Origin of the sequence: Rosistilla ulvae (assembly GCF_007741475.1) — a bacterium.
GTDB classification, from domain to species: Bacteria; Planctomycetota; Planctomycetia; order Pirellulales; family Pirellulaceae; genus Rosistilla; species Rosistilla ulvae.
Map to the genome: position 1 here is coordinate 3247913 of NZ_CP036261.1, position 16669 is coordinate 3264581.

General features: G+C 58.7%; 13 protein-coding genes. 11 read left to right on the forward strand and 2 right to left on the reverse strand.

Going from position 1 to position 16669, the window contains the following annotated elements; translation table 11 throughout:
• Nucleotides 1-45: 45 nt before the first annotated feature.
• The 8 genes from EC9_RS11545 to EC9_RS27250 all read left to right on the forward strand — a co-directional run bounded on the left by EC9_RS11545 (nt 46) and on the right by EC9_RS27250 (nt 10841).
• Nucleotides 46-1413 carry a serine/threonine protein kinase gene (locus tag EC9_RS11545; protein ID WP_145345309.1) on the forward strand — a complete coding sequence of 456 codons (1368 nt, stop codon included), beginning with the start codon at nt 46-48 and terminating at the stop codon, nt 1411-1413.
• Nucleotides 1414-1563: 150 nt separating this feature from the next.
• The gene (locus EC9_RS11550; protein ID WP_145345312.1) at nt 1564-2337 is read left to right on the forward strand and encodes a PIG-L deacetylase family protein; all 774 of its coding nucleotides are present in this window, start codon (nt 1564-1566) and stop codon (nt 2335-2337) included.
• A gap of 812 nt (nt 2338-3149) precedes the next feature.
• The gene (locus tag EC9_RS11555; protein WP_145120627.1) at nt 3150-3722 is read left to right on the forward strand and encodes a helix-turn-helix domain-containing protein; all 573 of its coding nucleotides are present in this window, start codon (nt 3150-3152) and stop codon (nt 3720-3722) included.
• Nucleotides 3723-4551: 829 nt separating this feature from the next.
• Nucleotides 4552-4755, forward strand: a complete 204-nt coding sequence (gene thiS, locus EC9_RS11560; protein ID WP_145345315.1) for a sulfur carrier protein ThiS — start codon at nt 4552-4554, stop codon at nt 4753-4755.
• 73 nt (nt 4756-4828) lie between these two features.
• Nucleotides 4829-5683, forward strand: a complete 855-nt coding sequence (locus EC9_RS11565; protein WP_145345318.1) for a thiazole synthase — start codon at nt 4829-4831, stop codon at nt 5681-5683.
• Nucleotides 5684-5908: 225 nt separating this feature from the next.
• Nucleotides 5909-6832: a metallophosphoesterase family protein gene (locus EC9_RS11570; RefSeq protein ID WP_145345321.1), complete on the forward strand. Its 924-nt coding sequence runs from the start codon at nt 5909-5911 to the stop codon at nt 6830-6832.
• A gap of 417 nt (nt 6833-7249) precedes the next feature.
• Nucleotides 7250-8701 carry an efflux RND transporter periplasmic adaptor subunit gene (locus EC9_RS11575; protein ID WP_218934741.1) on the forward strand — a complete coding sequence of 484 codons (1452 nt, stop codon included), beginning with the start codon at nt 7250-7252 and terminating at the stop codon, nt 8699-8701.
• A 25-nt stretch (nt 8702-8726) separates the two neighbouring features.
• On the forward strand, nt 8727-10841 hold the full coding sequence (locus EC9_RS27250; protein ID WP_145345325.1) for an ABC transporter permease: 2115 nt from the start codon (nt 8727-8729) through the stop codon (nt 10839-10841).
• A gap of 155 nt (nt 10842-10996) precedes the next feature.
• Here EC9_RS27250 and EC9_RS11585 read toward each other — a convergent pair whose 3' ends face one another.
• Nucleotides 10997-12481 (reverse strand): sulfatase family protein, encoded by a 1485-nt coding sequence (locus tag EC9_RS11585; protein WP_145345327.1) that lies wholly within the window; start codon nt 12479-12481, stop codon nt 10997-10999.
• A gap of 293 nt (nt 12482-12774) precedes the next feature.
• Here EC9_RS11585 and EC9_RS11590 point away from each other — a divergent pair, with 293 nt between their 5' ends.
• From EC9_RS11590 to EC9_RS11600, 3 genes are all read left to right on the forward strand, one after another.
• Entirely contained in the window at nt 12775-14613 is a 1839-nt protein-coding gene (locus EC9_RS11590) for an ArnT family glycosyltransferase (RefSeq protein ID WP_218934742.1), read from the forward strand.
• A 17-nt stretch (nt 14614-14630) separates the two neighbouring features.
• Nucleotides 14631-15041: a hypothetical protein gene (locus EC9_RS11595; RefSeq protein ID WP_145345331.1), complete on the forward strand. Its 411-nt coding sequence runs from the start codon at nt 14631-14633 to the stop codon at nt 15039-15041.
• Nucleotides 15042-15209: 168 nt separating this feature from the next.
• Nucleotides 15210-16241: a helix-turn-helix transcriptional regulator gene (locus EC9_RS11600; RefSeq protein WP_145345333.1), complete on the forward strand. Its 1032-nt coding sequence runs from the start codon at nt 15210-15212 to the stop codon at nt 16239-16241.
• Here the strand turns inward: EC9_RS11600 and EC9_RS11605 are convergent.
• The gene (locus tag EC9_RS11605) at nt 16220-16642 is read right to left on the reverse strand and encodes a gamma-glutamylcyclotransferase family protein (protein WP_145345335.1); all 423 of its coding nucleotides are present in this window, start codon (nt 16640-16642) and stop codon (nt 16220-16222) included. The genes EC9_RS11600 and EC9_RS11605 overlap by 22 nt on opposite strands.
• Nucleotides 16643-16669: the final 27 nt, after the last annotated feature.

Below are 16669 nucleotides of genomic sequence, written 5' to 3' on the forward strand. Positions count from 1 at the left end.
GAATCTCTGCAAAATGCCCCATTGCAACTGTCGAATCGAATTTGAATGTCCCACAAAACGAAAACGCATCTCTCCGACGCCAAGACTGCATTCCAAGCCTCGGCGCTTACTAGCGAATTGATCACACCGGCCCAGCTGGCGGACGCTGTCGAAGCGCTTCGCGAATCGGGGCAGAAGGTCGACGACAAACTATTAGCGGCGGCGCTGGTGCGCGATGGATTGCTGACCGGATATCAGGCAGAGCAATTGAAGGCGGGGCGGACGAAGCTGAACCTGGGCCCCTACATCATCACCGACTTCATCGGCCAAGGCGGCATGGGGCAGGTCTTCAAAGGTGTGCACGAGGTGATGGGGCGCGAATGCGCTGTCAAAGTGTTGCCTCTTCAAAAGGTGACCGATGAGACGCGGAACAATTTCCAGCACGAGATCCGCATGCAGGCGGGACTCGATTGCCAGTATCTGGTCCGCGCGTTTGATGCCGGCAAAGATGGCCAGATCCATTATCTTGTCACCGAATATGTGCCGGGGACCGATCTGCGACGGCATATCAAAAAGAACGGGGCATTGCCGGTCTCCGAAGCGGCACTCTACATCCATCAGGCAGCCTTGGGTCTCGATTACGCGCACCAACAGGGGCTGGTCCATCGCGACGTGAAGCCGGGGAACATTTTGGTGACCCCGCGCGGCCGGGCGAAGGTATCCGACGTCGGGCTGGCGGCGTGGAGCACGGCGATGTCGAGCGACCCGCGAGCGGGGAAGATCGTCGGCACCGCGGACTATCTGTCTCCCGAACAGATCCTGACGCCCGACAACATCGGCCCGGCGAGCGATATCTACGGGCTCGGCTGCACGCTGTATTACTGTATCTGCGGCAAGGTTCCTTATCCCGGTGGCAACACGGCGTCGAAGTGCCGTCGGCATTGCGAGGATCTGCCGATGCACCCGCGGAAGTTTGCCGAGGACATCCCGGAGGAATTTGTCGACATCATCGCCGACATGATGGAAAAAGATCCCAACGATCGGATATCTTCGGCAGCGGAAGTTGCCGCGCGGCTGGAACCTTGGTTGGAGGATGTGCAAGCCTTGGGAGACCGCCCGATCACGCGGGGCCCATGGTTGGAACCGCCGCCGCCCGGCGTCGACCCCTACAGTGGCACCAGCAGCGTGGGGCAGGGTTCGGGGCAGATCTCCGCCTCCGGCGACGCTAACGACTCAACGGCCGCCAGTGTCGGCGACACGATGAACAGCGCCAGCGGAATCGTCCCGCCGCCGCCGATGCCGGGATACGAGATCGCGATTTCGAGCAAGCCAAACACGGGGATGCAAGTAGCGATTGCGCTTGCGATTGCGATCCCGTTTAGTTTGATGATCGGTGCGATCATCGGCTTTTACCTTCACGACAAATTGCAATAATAGAGACTCCGCCCGCCTGAACCGCCACAGCTGGCGAGTTCGTGCTTATGATTCTTAGCTGTTGTGCAGACCGCGCTGGCGGCCCGAGCCAAACCAGCAGAATCAAAAACCTTCCTTCCCACACAGTACCTACTCAACGGAGTCCCACCCATGCCATCGGTTCTTGCCATCGCCGCCCATCCAGACGACATCGAATTTGTGATGGCCGGGACGATGCTCCAGTTAGCGCGTCGCGGTTGGGATCTGCATTACATGAACGTCTGCGACGGCAGCCGTGGATCGACACGGCTGAGCGAGACCGAGTGCGCTGCGACTCGCTTGGGCGAAGCTCAACAGGCGGCCAAGGTTTTGGGAGCGACGTTTTACGGTCCTGTCGCTCGCGACATGGAAGTGCTGTATCTGCCCGAGTATTACAGCAAGATCGCGGCGGTCGTGCGGCGGTCCAAGGCAAGCATCGTGCTGACCCATTCGCCGGTCGACTACATGGAAGATCATGAAACCGTTTGCCGGATGGCCGTCACCGCAGCGTTCATGCACGCGATGCCGAACTACGTCACCGATCCTCCCGAAGCGACTTACGACGAACCGGTCACGGTTTATCACGCCCAGCCGCACGGCAACAAAACGCCGATGGGCGAACCGGTCGAGCCGCACTTCTACGTCGACACGACCGACGTGATCGACCAGAAGTTCGAAGCGCTCGGATGCCACGAGAGCCAGCGGGCGTGGTTGGATTCGAGCCAGAAGATGGACTCGTACACCGAGACGATGCGGACGATCGGCCGCGAGGTGGGGCGGATGTCTGGGAAGTTTGAATATGCCGAGGGTTGGCGTCGTCGCGAGCACTGGGGCTTCTGCGGTCCCGACGACGATCCGTTGCGAGCGGCGTTGGGCGAGGTCAGCGTCGACGGCAACGCGGGCTAGTCGGCCGATCCCACCCACTGGCGGCGACGGCACCTCGCCAGCGGATTTGCTGGCAGAAGCCTGGTCGACTCTGCCAGCTGGGCGAGTTGTTGGGGAAGATCCCGGCGTGTCGATTCCGTCAATCGTCCTCCGGCTAAAAATTTTTTTCCCGTTAAATACAACCTCAATTTCATTCAAGCCCAATTTCTGGACATCGGATTCCCTGTGATTCCCTGGGTTTACGGAGGCTACCGCCAAGCGGTGGGCTCCGTTTTTTCTGCGCCTGACGAACGCAACGAGTGTTCCCAATCAAACGCCCTAAAGAATTAGGCCCGTTTATCACGAAACTTACTCTCGGATGGTCTGCTTCGAAACATCTCACAGTGCCAACTGGACCTGTGAGGGAGATCGAGACGGATTGTCCCGTTGGGGGGATTACTGGCCGAGGTCTATTCGTAGATCTCAAAGCGAACGATGCGAGGACTTAACCGGTTCTGGAAGCAGCGGTCGTTCAGCATCTCTTCAGCGCGTTTCACGCCCAAGCTTAGTGGAGTTCGGTCGGCGGCGGGATCTTCGGATTCAGCAATCGACCGGCGTCTTGGATCGCGTTTGCTCACCACGCCAGGTGTGCCAAGCGTTGGTCGTTTGACCCACATCCGCAACCGGCAGGTCTGACCCAGATGGATACAGCTTGCGAGGTCTCCCCACGGACCGAGCCAACGTACCGACTTCCGTTGACAGAGTTGTAGACGACTAAAGGACCAACATACATCGGCGTCTTACCGCGAGCCGTCGATCACGGATGACTATCGAGGCGTTATGGAGAACCTGGAATGAAGGTTTTCACTACAGGACAGGTCGCAAAGATCTGTAAAGTCGCACCGCGAACCGTTTCCAAATGGTTTGATTCGGGGCGTTTGAAAGGATATCGCATCCCAGGCAGTCAGGATCGCCGGATTCCGCGCGAATACCTGATCAAGTTCCTCAAGGAACATGGTATGCCCCTGGGCGATCTAGAAGACGAGGCTATGGCCAAGTGTCTGATCGTTGCTCAGGACCAAGTATTAATTGAGAACCTCAAACGTGAATTGCCACCAGAGAAGTCGTTTAAGGTAGCTGTTGCTGCCAGCGGTTTCGAGGCTGGTATTCAAGCTGAGAGTTTTAGTCCCGACTGTATCATCGTCGATTTTTCGATCGGCAAGGTAGAGGCGGTGCAGATTTGCCAAAATCTGCGACGTAATATGGAGTTCGCTGAAGTGATCCTGATCGCATTGCTGCCCGACGATGGGCAACCAATGAGCTTCGATCGTTCGGCGATCAATGAGACATTCAAGAAGCCGTTTGACGCCCGTCTGTTGGCAGAACGCCTTCAAACTTTGGTCGGAACGAAGAAAGAGCTCGTGTAGCTCCGGATCGCGGTCTGTCCAATCTGAGATGCCTCGGATAAAGAGCGTTGCGTGGAATACACGCAACGCTTTTTTCGTTTTTATACCGTGTTAATACGCGTCATACCGTGTTAATACGCATCTCTTCCGCTGCCTGCACCGATGAGCGGTATCTCCGCCATCGTTTAACCGCGTGCCCAGCGGGCCGCGCTTCCCCGCCGCCTTACCGAACGCGCGGGGCGTTGCCGCCGCGGTTAAACGAAGGTTTGGAGCGAGCGACGTATTCGGCTTCGTTTAACCGCGTGCCCAGCGGGCCGCGATTCCCCGTAACGCTCCAAAACGCGCGGGGCGTTGCCGCCGCGGTTAAACGAAGGTTTGGGGCGATCGGCGTATTCGGCTTCGTTTAACCGCGTGCCCATCGGGCCGCGCTTCCCCGCCGCCCATTCTAAAACGCGCGGGGCGTTGCCGCCGCGGTTAAACGAAGGTGGCGAGTGTCGGCTTGTCTGCGATCGTTTAACCGCGTGGCCAGCGGGCCGCGCTTCACCGCCGCCGTTTCTAAAACGCGCGGGGCGTTGCCGCCGCGGTTAAACGAAGGTGGCGGGTAGATCGGCGTGTGCCTCTTCGTTTAACCGCGTGCACAGCGGGCCGCGCTTCCCCGACACCCTCCCGGGACACGCGGGGCGTTGCCGCCGCGGTTAAACGAAGGGCGTGGGGAAGCGATGTTCGTGGTCTGGGTGGTTTGATTGCTGGGCTTATCGACGCGTGGTATGGGCCCGGGTACGATGGCGAGTGCCGGAAATATCAGCCCGTGGTTTGGGCTTGGAGGCGGCGTGGAGAAGATGAAAGACTCATGATCGAAGTTACAGTCAACGGCCAGGCTCAAAAGATCGAAGGCCCGATGAGCGTTGCGGCGCTGTTGGAGATCGTCGAAATCCCCGGCCCCTACCTGGCCGTCGAACTCAACGAAGATGTTGTGCCGCGCGAACAGCATGGTGACCAGCAAGTTGCGGCGGGCGATCGCATCGAAGTCGTCACGCTTGTCGGCGGCGGCTGAACGTCGGCCCGCGTGCTCCGTTTCATGGCAGGGCACATTTCAAAAACGGTCCGATCGCGATAGAATCGGAGCCATGTCAACAGCCATTCCCAGCAACGATTCCGCCACCGATCCCCCTCTGATCGTTGGCAAACATACACTCGCCAGCCGCTTAATCGTCGGGACGGGGCGATACGATACGATGCCACAGATGGCCGAATCGTTGGAAGCTTCCGGTGCCGACTGCGTCACCGTCGCGGTACGCCGCGAGCGGCTGTACGACCGCAACGGCCAGAACATCCTCGATTTCATCGACCCGGACCGCTACACGCTGCTCCCCAACACAGCCGGCTGCTACAACGCAACCGATGCGATTCGGGCCGCTCGGTTGGGGCGCGAGATCTTGCGGAACCTGGGCAATGCCGGCGCCGACTGGGTCAAATTGGAAGTCCTCGGCGACAGCAAGACCCTGCTCCCCGACCCGATCGAAACGCTCAAAGCTTGCGAAGAACTGGTCAAAGAAGGTTTTAGCGTGCTCTGCTACACGAGCGACGATCCGATCATGGCCCGGCGACTGAAACAAGTCGGTGCGGCCAGCGTGATGCCTGCGGGCAGCCCGATCGGCAGCGGCCAAGGCCTGCTGAACCCGAACAACCTTCGGATCATTCTGGAATACCTGAAGCTCGACGACCCCGATTATCCGGTGATCGTCGACGCGGGAGTTGGCACCGCGAGCGATGTCGCCGAAGCGTTTGAGCTGGGGGCCGACGGCGTGCTGCTGAACACAGCGATCGCTCACGCGCGCGATCCGATTCGGATGTCCCGAGCGATGCGAGCCGCCGCGTCCGCCGGCCGCGACGCCTACCTTGCCGGCAGGATTCCGAAGCGGCTGTACGCTCAAGCGAGCAGCCCGACCGAAGGCGTGATCAGCAGCCGGCCGTACCAATAGACCGGGCGGGCGTTCAGCGTTTGGGTTTGGCACTCTTGGTAACCCGACGCATAAGCGAGATGCCGTGTGAATTGCTCCCTTGCGCTTCGGGTTCCCATTTCCCGAGACGCTCAAGGTTAAAAAATGATTAGCTTTTAGCGTTGCATCGCGGGGCGCAACCGTCGGTCGGCCGGGTGGTTATAATCGGCACCAAACCCACCCCAAACCTCTGCCGGAGCCAACCTCGTGCCGATTCACAAAATCCCCCAATCGCGTCGCCGCTTTCTTCAAACCACGGTTGTTGGTGGCGGCGCTGCGTTGCTGATGTCGTCGACGCAGCGGCTTTCTGCCGCCGAAGCGGATGCCACGGTGATCGCGCTGCTATCGGACACACACATCCCCAGCTCGCACGATGTCGAAGCGCGGGGGATCAACATGACCGACAACCTGCAGCGTGTGATCGGCGAAGTTGTCGACCGCAAGACGCGGCCGACCGATCTGATCATCAACGGCGACTGCGCCTATCTCAAAGGTCTGCTCGGCGATTATCAAAACCTTGTCAGCTGCCTCGCCCCACTGGATCCCGCGGGGATCTCGCTGCACCTGACAATGGGAAACCACGACGATCGCCAACCGCTATACGACGCCTTGTCCGATCAACGCCCTGCTGATGCTCAGGTGATGGCGAAACATGTGAGCGTGATCGAAACACCACATGCAAACTTCTTCCTGCTCGATTCGCTGTTCCAAGTCAACGTGGTGACTGGAGAACTTGGAGCCGCTCAGATCGATTGGCTCGCCAAACAGCTCGACGCCCGCGCCGACAAGCCAGCGATCGTGATGACGCATCACACGCCGCAATTTACCGAGCCAGCCGAGGGGAAACCATGGACCGGGATCTCCGACACCGCTGCGCTAATGGAGGTGTTGGAGAGCCGCAAGCATGTCAAAGCCTACCTGTACGGTCACTCGCATCATTGGAATCACAGCCAACGCGGCCACTTCCAGATGATCAACCTGCCGCCGGTTGCCTACGTGTTTAACGACAAGAGTCCCAACGGCTGGGTCGAAGCGGTCCTGACGCCCGGCGAGATGCGGCTGGAACTGCAAACGCTCGATCCGAAGCATCCACGGTCTGGCGAAACGGTTATGGTTTCGTTTGCAAGCTAGTATGGGTGCCCTCGGCTCTGGCGAGGGATCTTTTACATCGGCCTTATCCCCTCGACGGAGTCGAGGGACCACGTTGTAGGGTCGGATTGCGACGATTCCAGTGGATATGGCTACGCGATTTTTGATTCGTGCTTTTGCTTTGGAATTCGCGTTGCCTAGCAATGCTTTGTGTTGTAGCGTTTGCGGAGAGAATGACTTTGTTTGGGCCCTTGGTAGGCCGTTGTGTCCGATTTCAGGGGGCGAGAATTAGCAATCGTCACATGTTTAATCGCCATGACAGGATTCGCGGAACGTGCTACAATAAGGCCAACTTCTAGACGAAGTCCCGCCGGGATCGCGTACCACGCTCCCAAAAGAAGCCCCCCCCCCTCCCACCTATACCTTCGAGACGCCTGCTTGCGGCAGGCGGACCCTCCGATGCAAACGCAAAACAGCAAACGCCAGCGTCGTGGTTCGGCAAGCACCACGCTTTTTGCAGCGGTACTGGGCATGTTCCTGGTCTGCGGTGTCGTCGGCCAGTTTTTCGGCAGCATGGTCGATTCGGTCAAAGGCTTTTTTGTCGAAGCTCCCAAGCCGGTCTATTTGACAACGACAGCGACGATGGAACCGTTTGTGCACACGGTTCTCGAACGTGGTGAAGTCGAAAGTTCCAGCAACATCGAGGTCCGCTGCGAAGTCAATCGCCGTTCGGGCTCCGCCGGCACCAACATCATCGAGATCGTTCCCGAGGGGACATGGGTCGAAGCGGGGGAGTTTTTGGTTCGCCTGGACGATTCCGCGTTGCAAACGCAACTGATTCAACAACAGATCGTCTGCAGCAACAGCGAATCGGCGGTGATCGAAGCTCAGGCGAAAGTCGATTCGACCAAGCTGGAATTGAGCGAATACGAAGAGGGGACATTTAAAGAAAAGTTGGCTCAACAGCAGAGCGAAGTTTTTGTCGCTCAAGAGAACAAACGCCGCGCCGAAGAGTACCTCGATTACAGCAAGCGTTTGGCCGAGCGAGGCTACATTCCCGAAGCTCAATTGGAAGCCGATACGTTTGCCGTCGAAAAGGCTCGCAACGAATTGGGAGTTGCCGAAACGAAGCTCGCGGTTTTGAACACCTTCACCAAAGAGAAGATGCTAACCCAGTTGCGAGCCGAGATTCGGACCGCCGAATCGCGTTTGCAATCGCGGACCAAGACCTGGGAACTCGATAAGGTCCAGTTGGAAGAGATCCAAGATCAGATCGAGAAGTGCCGCATCATGGCTCCCGTCGCCGGACAGGTTGTCTACGCGAACAATCAGAGCCGCAGTGCGAACAAGATCATGATCGAAGAGGGGATGCCGGTTCGCGAACGCCAGACGATCATCAATCTGCCCGATCCCGGCAAGATGCGAGTGAAAACGTTGGTCCACGAATCGCGGATCGGTCACGTTCGCCCTGGCCTGACCGCTGAATTGATGCTCGACGCGATGCCCGACCTCGCCTTGACCGGCAAGGTGACGACGGTCAGTGAATATCCGCTCCCCGCGATCAGCGTCTACATGTCGCACGTCAAAGAATACGTCGTCGAGATCGAGATCACCGACCCGCCCAGAGATCTTCGTCCTGGGATGACTGCTGAAGTCAACATCCTGGTTCAACGGATCGATCAAGCGTTGCAGATCCCGATCGAAGCGGTGATCGAACGCGAAGGGCAATACTTCTGTGCTTTGCCACACGAAGACGGAACGTTGGAGACGCGCGAAGTGTTCATCGGGACAACCAACGAAACCAACCTGGTCATCGAATCGGGGTTGTCCGCTGAGGAAGAGGTCGTGCTGAACGTGCGAACCGAACAGGTGATGGAGCAGATGGACCTGCCAACGCAAGAAGCGACCTAAATGCCCCGCCTACCGAAGAGTTGTCATGCTGCTCGCACAATCCGATCCTGGACCTGTTGAAGGTTCAGTCGATCCGCCGCAGATCGCGCTGAGTATCCGCGGCCTCTGCAAGGATTATCACTTAAGCAGCGAGACGGTGCATGTCCTCAAAGGCGTTCAACTGGAAGTTCCTCGCGGGGATTATGTGGCCATCATGGGCCCCTCGGGATCGGGAAAAAGCACGCTCCTAAATCTTCTCGGCGGCCTCGATACGCCCACCTCCGGCCAATATCTGATCGGCGATTGCGACGTTGCGAAACTGAGCGACGATGAATTATCGGCGATTCGAGCCAAGCGGATTGGGTTTGTCTTTCAAGCCTACAACCTGCTGCCTCAGTTGGATGTGTTGGAGAACATCGAGGTCCCGTTAGCCTACAGCGGTGGGATCAGCGCGTCGGATCGACAGCGCAGTCAAGCGCTGGCCGACCTGGTGGGACTTGGCGAGCGCTGCGAGCATCGCCCGACCGAACTCTCCGGCGGCCAGCAGCAACGGGCTGGCATCGCGCGCAGTCTGATCAATCATCCCGAATTCATCCTTGCCGACGAAGCGACCGGTAACCTGGACACCGCGACGACCGAGGAGATTCTCGAGTTGTTCGAGGAGTTGAATCAACAGGGGGCCACGATCGTGATGGTCACCCACGAGGAAGAGGTCGCTCAACGGGCTCGTCGGATTGTTCGGCTGCGCGATGGCGTCGTCGAACTCGATCAACGACTTCGCAATCCCGCCCCGCCTGCCGAAGCGACCGACGTCGTCGACGCGCCGCTGCATCGCACTCGCCCGTCGCAATTGCGGATGCGGATGCGCGATGTCCGCGTTGGCCTGAAGACGCTGTTGATGCATCCGCTGCGTTCGATGCTGACGGTGTTGGGGATCTTCATCGGTGTCGCCAGCGTGATCTGGTTGCTGGCGATCAGCGAAGGGATCGCGGCGAAAGCGAACCAACAGATCGAAGAACTGGGGGCGAACAACATCATCTTGACCACGGCGCGTCCGCCGGCCGATGAATTGCAGGGCAAACGGGTCTATTATTACGGACTCACCGAACAGGACTGGCACCATCTGGAGACCTCCATCCCGTCGGTCGATCTGGCGATTCCGTTCTACCGTCGCTCGGGGCGCGAGTTCCGCTATCTCGACCGCATGATGATGGGGGAGATCAACGCCTGCACTCCCGACTACAAAGATCTGTATCGGCTGGAATTGGTTGCCGGACGATTTCTGATCGACCGCGATATCGAGACCGGCGCAAACGTTTGCGTATTGGCAAAAGAAGTCGCCGACACGCTGTTCAAACACGAAGACCCGATCGGGAAATCGATCCACGTCATCGACGACTACTTCCGCGTCGTTGGCGTTGCCGCGTCGCGCGAGGATCTCGACAGCGTCGATAATACCAGTAAGAAGCAACAGTTCTTCGACAACGTCTATATTCCTCTGGAAACGTATTGGATCCGGTTTGGTGAAGTCACCTCACGCGGCAACAACGGCAGCCGAGCGCTGTCGCAGATCACGCTGCGGTTGAAGGATCAACGCGATGCCGTTGCCACCGGACATGCGATCGAACAAGCACTCGATCGTACGCATCTGTTTGCCGATTTCACCGTCGGTGTCCCGCTAAAGCTGCTCGAACAGGCTCAGAACACGCGGCTGATGTTCATGGCGATGATGGGCCTGTTGGCCGGAATCTCGTTGGTCGTCGGCGGCATCGGCATCATGAACATCATGCTGGCCACGGTGACCGAACGGACCCGCGAGATCGGAATTCGTCGGGCCCTGGGCGCGCGGCGACGCGACATCACCCGGCAGTTCTTGATCGAGACGGTCCTGCTGTCCGTCGGCGGCGGAATCACCGGCATCTTGGGCGGACTGACCTGCGAAAAAGTGCTCGACCTGTTCCGCTGGACTCTTCAAAAAGCGATGCCCGAGATGATGGACTCGCTGCCCGAAGTCGTCCTCACGATGCAGCCGGTGATCATTCCCTGGTCGATCCCGATCGCGTTTGGAATCTCGGTCGCCGTCGGCGTCACCTTCGGCCTCTATCCCGCGCTGCGAGCGGCCAAAATGAATCCGATCGAAGCGCTGCGGCACGTCGGTTGATCGGCCATCTCGGCCCGACAACGCCCGTGGCGGCAGATTCCAAAGTCCAAGTGCAATCGCGGAACGTGCGCACTTGGGTGTCGGAACCGTCGCGACGTCACCGGGGTCCGTATTCCTGGGGATGCGGAACCCGGTGCCTATGGACGATGGTCGTGTTATTTCAGCCGTTGGGCGACTGGTTCGACTCCCTTGGGCAGTTCACCCCGTTGCCGCTGCCCCGCTCCGGCGACGCCCAAGTCTCCCAGGTCGGCTCGCGCTTCGTCGGCCAAGCGACTCAATCGCGCAACGATCTCGGGATGTTCAGCGGCAACATTTTTCTTGCAGCCGATGTCGGTATCGACGTTAAATAGCAACGGTTGTGGAGGCACTTTGCTGCTGAAGTGAGGGTGTCCTGCAACTTTCGCCTCCGGCAAAAACAACTTCCACGCTCCGCTGCGGACCGCGTGCAGTTGGTCTTGGTGGTAATAGTAGAAGGCGTTGTAAGGTGTCTTCGCTCCCGATTGGCCGTACAGCAATGGTGCGATGTCGTGGCCGTCGATCTTGCGATCGGTTGGCGGGGATCCGCCCGCTAGCTTTGCAAACGTCGGCAGCAGGTCCATCGTCGTCGCCAGTTCCTCGCAGACCGTTCCCGCAGGGACCTTGCCGGGCTGCCAAACGATCGTCGGCACGCGGAACGCTCCTTCGCTGGTCGTGTAGCCGCGACCATGCAGCGGCCGATTCGAACCGCGACTCAGATCGGCCGGATCGCGATTGATCGGTGCCCCGTTGTCGCTGGTCCAGACGACCAATGTGTTTTCGGCGATCCCCAGATCTTCCAGCTGATCGAGCATCTGTCCCATCGACCAATCGAGTTCTTCGATCGAATCGCCCCAGGGGCCATTTTTGCTTTTGCCCCGAAACGTGTCGCTGCTGAACGGTGTGCTCGTGCTGCCCGGCATCGCCTGTGGAAAATAGAGAAAAAAGGGTTCGTCTTTGTGTTGGGCGATCCACTGCATCGCCTGCTCGGTGTAGCGTTTGGTCAAACCATCGCGATCGCAAGGAGCTTCGATCACGGTGTCGTTTTCCATCAACGGCAACGGCGGCCAGTGCGATCCGTCCTGGTCCCAGACCCGTTCGGTCATATCGTCGGAATAGGGGACGCCGAAGAACCAGTCAAAGCCTTGCTGGGTGGGCATGAATTGCGGTTGGTCCCCCAGGTGCCATTTGCCAACCATCGCCGTTGCGTAGCCCTGCTGTTTGAGGACTTCGGCGATCGTCAGTTCCTCGGGATTCAGTCCATAACGCGAGACGGGGCGCAGGACCCAGCCGTCGCGTGGGTTTTTGTGCAGCCCGACTCGCTGCGAATAGCAGCCTGTCATGATGCTGCTTCGCGACGGCGTGCAGACGCCAGCCGTCACACAGAAGTGCGTAAATTTACGCCCCTGGCGTGCCATTCGATTCAAATTCGGCGTGCGATGCAGAGTCGATCCAAACGGTTCGATATCGCCGTAACCGAGGTTGTCGCAGTAGATGATGATGAAGTTCGGCTGCCGTTCGTCGGCTGAAGCGGTCTGAATCGGGGAAGCTAGCGGCAGCGGCAGGATGTGGGCGGCGAAGTAGAGGGCCAGGGCAATGCAAGCATGAAGGTAGGTTGAAGGCATGGGAGGGCTTTCGAGGTGGGGCGATGCGATCGAAAAAGTGTCAGGGCGATCCTGTGTTTGTGTTGAGGCGAGTTTGCCGGACGCAAGCGCGTGCCGGATGGTGCCTCAATTCAAAACAGGGATTCGCTGCCGATATAACGTCCGAAATTTTCCGCCTGGAGTATTGCTTATGCTAACGTGGCGCGGAGGCGTTGACAGCATCCAATCGAGGAATCTGCTCTTTATTCGCAGGGCGGAAATTGAGTATCGCTATGGCGTTGTATTGCCAGTCAAACCTACCGGAGTTCGTTCCCTTGCGTTCTTGGATCATCGTCACCTGTCTCTGTTCCATCGTGCTGCTAGCCGATTTGGGGGGCGCTCGTTTGTGGGATCGCGATGAACCTCGCAACGCCCGCTGCGCTGCCGAAATGCTGGAGAATGGCGATTGGATCGTGCCGACGTTTGCCGGCGAGCTGCGGACGCATAAACCGCCGCTGCTGTATTGGATGCAGATGGTCAGCTACCAAGTGTTCGGAGTCAACGAATTTTCCGCTCGGCTGCCATCGGCGCTGTGCGGTTTGGGGACCGTCCTGCTGACCATTTCGATCGCGACGCGTTTGCTGGGGCATCGCGTCGCGCCTTGGGTCGGGATCTCGCTAGGGACATCGTTGATGTTTGTGCTCGCTTCGCGAGCTGCAACTCCCGATGGACCGCTGATCTTCTGCTCGACGCTGGCGATTGCGATCTACGTCCAACTGTCGCATCGAATCGTGGAGACCGAATCCTCCACTCGCCTCGAATATCATTGGCCCAACATTTTGGGCTGGATTGCCGTCTATGCCGCTTGCGGTCTGGCGGTCCTTGCCAAAGGGCCGATCGGGTTGCTGTTGCCCGGATGTGTGATCGGGCTGCATGCAATCTGGCAATTGAATCACTCGAAAAATATTGAATCGCAAGGATGCCTGTCCGATTCGGATAGCGGATCGACAGCAATCGGTCGCGGGATTTTCGCTCGGCTGGTCGCTGGGATCCTCGCCGCCGGACGGTTTGTCGTCGCTGCGATTTCAACGGCTTGGAAGATGCATCCGTTGCTCGCTTTGGCCGTCGTGCTGTTGGTGGCCGGGCCGTGGTACGTCGCCGTGGGGCGGGAGACCGACGGAGTCTGGTTGCGGGAGTTTTTCCTGGAACACAATGTCAGCCGCGCCCTCAGCCCGATGGAAGGACACGACGGTCCGCCGATCTTGTTCTACTTGGGCACGCTATTGGTCGGAACGTTTCCCTGGTCGATGTTTGCGATCCCGATCGGCATCGCTGCTTATGACAGCTACAAAAAACAGCCCGAGGTGCGACCTGCGATCGTCCTTTCGGTTTGTTGGGTGGCTGTCTATGTCGGCTTCTTTTCGATTGCGGCAACCAAGTTACCCAGCTACATCACACCCTGTTATCCCGGCGTGGCACTCTGCATCGGTTGGTTCCTGTATCGCGTGGCGGAATCGCAATTCGATTGGCCGCGGTGGCTCAAAGCGGGCTTCTTTTGCGGTATCGCCGTAGGGATCGGAATCGCCATCGGCTTGGCCGGTCCCGCGACCGAGCTCCTGCCCGACGCGTCGATCGTTGGCATCGCCGGGATCGTCCTGGCGGTAGCCAGCTGCATCGGCGCTGCCCTGGTTGTGGAGAAGCATGCCGACCTCGGGATCCGATCGTTTGTTATCGGGGGCGTATTGGCGACCGGGCTGCTGTTTACCCTGGGCCCTCGTCTGGCCGACAATCACCGCACCGAACTGGATCTGTTGACGCAACAACTGGCCGATCGCCAGCGGTCGGAGATCATCGTCGCTGGAAACATCGAACCCAGTTGGGTGTTCTACGCCGACGGCGCGTTGCCCGCAGTCGGGATCGACGATGATGGACGCTGGCTCACCCGACTCTCCGACCACCTGCAGCAACCGGGCGACCGCGTTGCGCTGGTCCGCGGCAACCAAATGCCACGGGTAACAAGTCATCTGACGAACCGATTCGGATCTGAATCGATGGACATTCTGTCGAAAGCACGCGGTTTTTTGACCAAAGACGACTGGGTTGCGATTCGCTTGAATGCGCCCCCAGCCCACGTGACCGCAAGCAAAACTGAAGAAACAATAACCAACTACTAACCGAGAAGGAGGTCATCATGGTCCCTCGAATGCTCCCCATTTTCCTGACGCTAGCTCTCCTCGTCCCTTTGACCTGCGGCTCGAAGCCCGTCTTGGCTCAGCCGCCAAAGATCGAAGCGGAGAGCCCATCGATGTTCAGCAAGCTGAACCCGATGAATTGGTCCGCTCCCAAAATGCCGACGATGAAATTTCCGACCGTCTCGCAACGCAAGCCGGTTCCCAAATCGAAGGAGCCTGGGTTTTGGAGCAGCGTCGGTACCAGCACGCGGTCGGCTTGGAACAAGACGACCGACTTTCTGAATCCGTTTGACGACCAGCCAAAGAAAAAGAAGTCGGAGAGCTTTTTTAGCAAGCTGACCAAGCCAGCTGAAAAGCCGCGTCCCGTCAGCACCGTCGGGGACTTCTTGCAGCAACCCCATCCGTATTAGTCGATGCGGTTGTGGAGATCGCTCGACGGCGTCGAGCGACCACGGGGGGAAGGATGCCAGCATTAAAACCTCTCCTTTCCCTGAGCGGCGGAGGCGTTAGGATGGATCGCTGCGACGCAGGCGGGCTGTGTCGGCAGAGATTGATCCGATTGCCCCACGGGTTCATGGATGGCGAGAAACGAGCAACTGATTCGGCAACATAAGATCTTGCAACTGTTGGAAGACGCGCGCTACGGCCGCACGTTGGACGAGATCCGCGACGATCTGATCACCGACCTCGGATTGTCCAAGCTGCACGAACGGACCGTTCGCCGCGATATCGAAGCGTTGCAGTCGGCCGGTTACGATTTGGATGTCGAAACCAACCAACGTGGCAAGGTCTGGAAACTGGGGCGTGTCGATCGCGGGATTCATAAGATCAGTGCGACCGCGACGGAATTGATCGCTCTTTCAATCGGCCGCGATCTGTTGAACCCATTGGCTGGGACACAGTATTGGCAGGGGGTCGAATCGTTCTGGAACAAGTTGGAAGAAGAAGTTCCCAACGGCGTCTACGACCACTATTCCAAATTCCGCGAAACGCTGTGCGTCTACGGCGTGCCGACGAAGACCTACGAAAAGCACGCTGGGATTTTGCGGACGATCAATCGCGCGATCGTCGAGCATCGGATCGTTGAAATCGATTACCAATCTCCCGGTCGCGCCGCTTCGACGCGGCGGATCGAACCGTATGGATTGGCGATCTATCAATCCAGCATCTACGTGATCGCGGCGGCCGAAGAGGTGGAAGATCCCAAAGAGCGAATGCGGCACTGGAAATTGGATCGGTTCACCAAAGCGACGGCGCTGGACGAATGGTTCAAGCCCGATCCCGATGTCGACATCCAAACACATCTCAACCGAAGTTTTGGAATCTTCTCCGGCGAAGCGACCGAGAGCGTTCAAATTCGGTTGTCTTCGTTTGGGGCGGCTTGGGTTCGCGAGGATCCTTGGCACACCGAACAGCAATTGGATATGCAGCCCGATGGTGGCGCGATCCTAACGGTTTCTTCCGCCCATCCACGGGAGTTGATGCCGAAGTTGTTGTCGCTGGGGGCGGAAGCGGAGGTGATCGGCCCCGAATCGTTCCGCACCGCGGTCACCGACGTGATCGCTCGGTTGGCCAAAACCTATTCGGTTCAGCCGGCCGAGGGCCAGTGAGCCGGTTCGCCCTGCGTGCCGATAATCCTTTGACCGGCCAGCAATCGATCGGTCCGAGCGTAGTGATACGTCAGTGCCGTCCCGCCAGCGGATGAATCGCCCGGGGCGCGATGCCAATCGATCTGTACACGATCGTAGAGATTGTTGTCGCTGGCGACGTCGTAGCCTTCGATCTCGTCCAGCACCACCAGGGTCTCTGCGACGTGAGGCGATGCGATCGTCCAGATCTCTCCGGCGATCCAGTCGTCTCCTGGAGTCATCGCCGGATAGGGACCAAGATCGTACAGAAAGCCCCACGCAAAAGCGGGTTGGATCTCCACCGGCGCGTGAGGCCACATCCGCTCGCGACACTCACCGCGTTTGAGCGTCCCGTAGACAAAAAAACTTGTCGCTCCATCCATCGATTCGGTTGTCCCAAGAAAGAGGGC

Bases quoted from the DNA above. Each gene is read 5' to 3' on its own strand.
- EC9_RS11545 (WP_145345309.1), top strand. From the start codon at position 46: ATGTCCCACAAAACGAAAACGCATCTCTCCGACGCCAAGACTGCATTC.
- EC9_RS11550 (WP_145345312.1), top strand. From the start codon at position 1,564: ATGCCATCGGTTCTTGCCATCGCCGCCCATCCAGACGACATCGAATTT.
- EC9_RS11555 (WP_145120627.1), top strand. From the start codon at position 3,150: ATGAAGGTTTTCACTACAGGACAGGTCGCAAAGATCTGTAAAGTCGCA.
- thiS (WP_145345315.1), top strand. From the start codon at position 4,552: ATGATCGAAGTTACAGTCAACGGCCAGGCTCAAAAGATCGAAGGCCCG.
- EC9_RS11565 (WP_145345318.1), top strand. From the start codon at position 4,829: ATGTCAACAGCCATTCCCAGCAACGATTCCGCCACCGATCCCCCTCTG.
- EC9_RS11575 (WP_218934741.1), top strand. From the start codon at position 7,250: ATGCAAACGCAAAACAGCAAACGCCAGCGTCGTGGTTCGGCAAGCACC.
- EC9_RS27250 (WP_145345325.1), top strand. From the start codon at position 8,727: ATGCTGCTCGCACAATCCGATCCTGGACCTGTTGAAGGTTCAGTCGAT.
- EC9_RS11585 (WP_145345327.1), bottom strand. From the start codon at position 12,481: ATGCCTTCAACCTACCTTCATGCTTGCATTGCCCTGGCCCTCTACTTC.
- EC9_RS11595 (WP_145345331.1), top strand. From the start codon at position 14,631: ATGGTCCCTCGAATGCTCCCCATTTTCCTGACGCTAGCTCTCCTCGTC.
- EC9_RS11600 (WP_145345333.1), top strand. From the start codon at position 15,210: ATGGCGAGAAACGAGCAACTGATTCGGCAACATAAGATCTTGCAACTG.
- EC9_RS11605 (WP_145345335.1), bottom strand. From the start codon at position 16,642: ATGGATGGAGCGACAAGTTTTTTTGTCTACGGGACGCTCAAACGCGGT.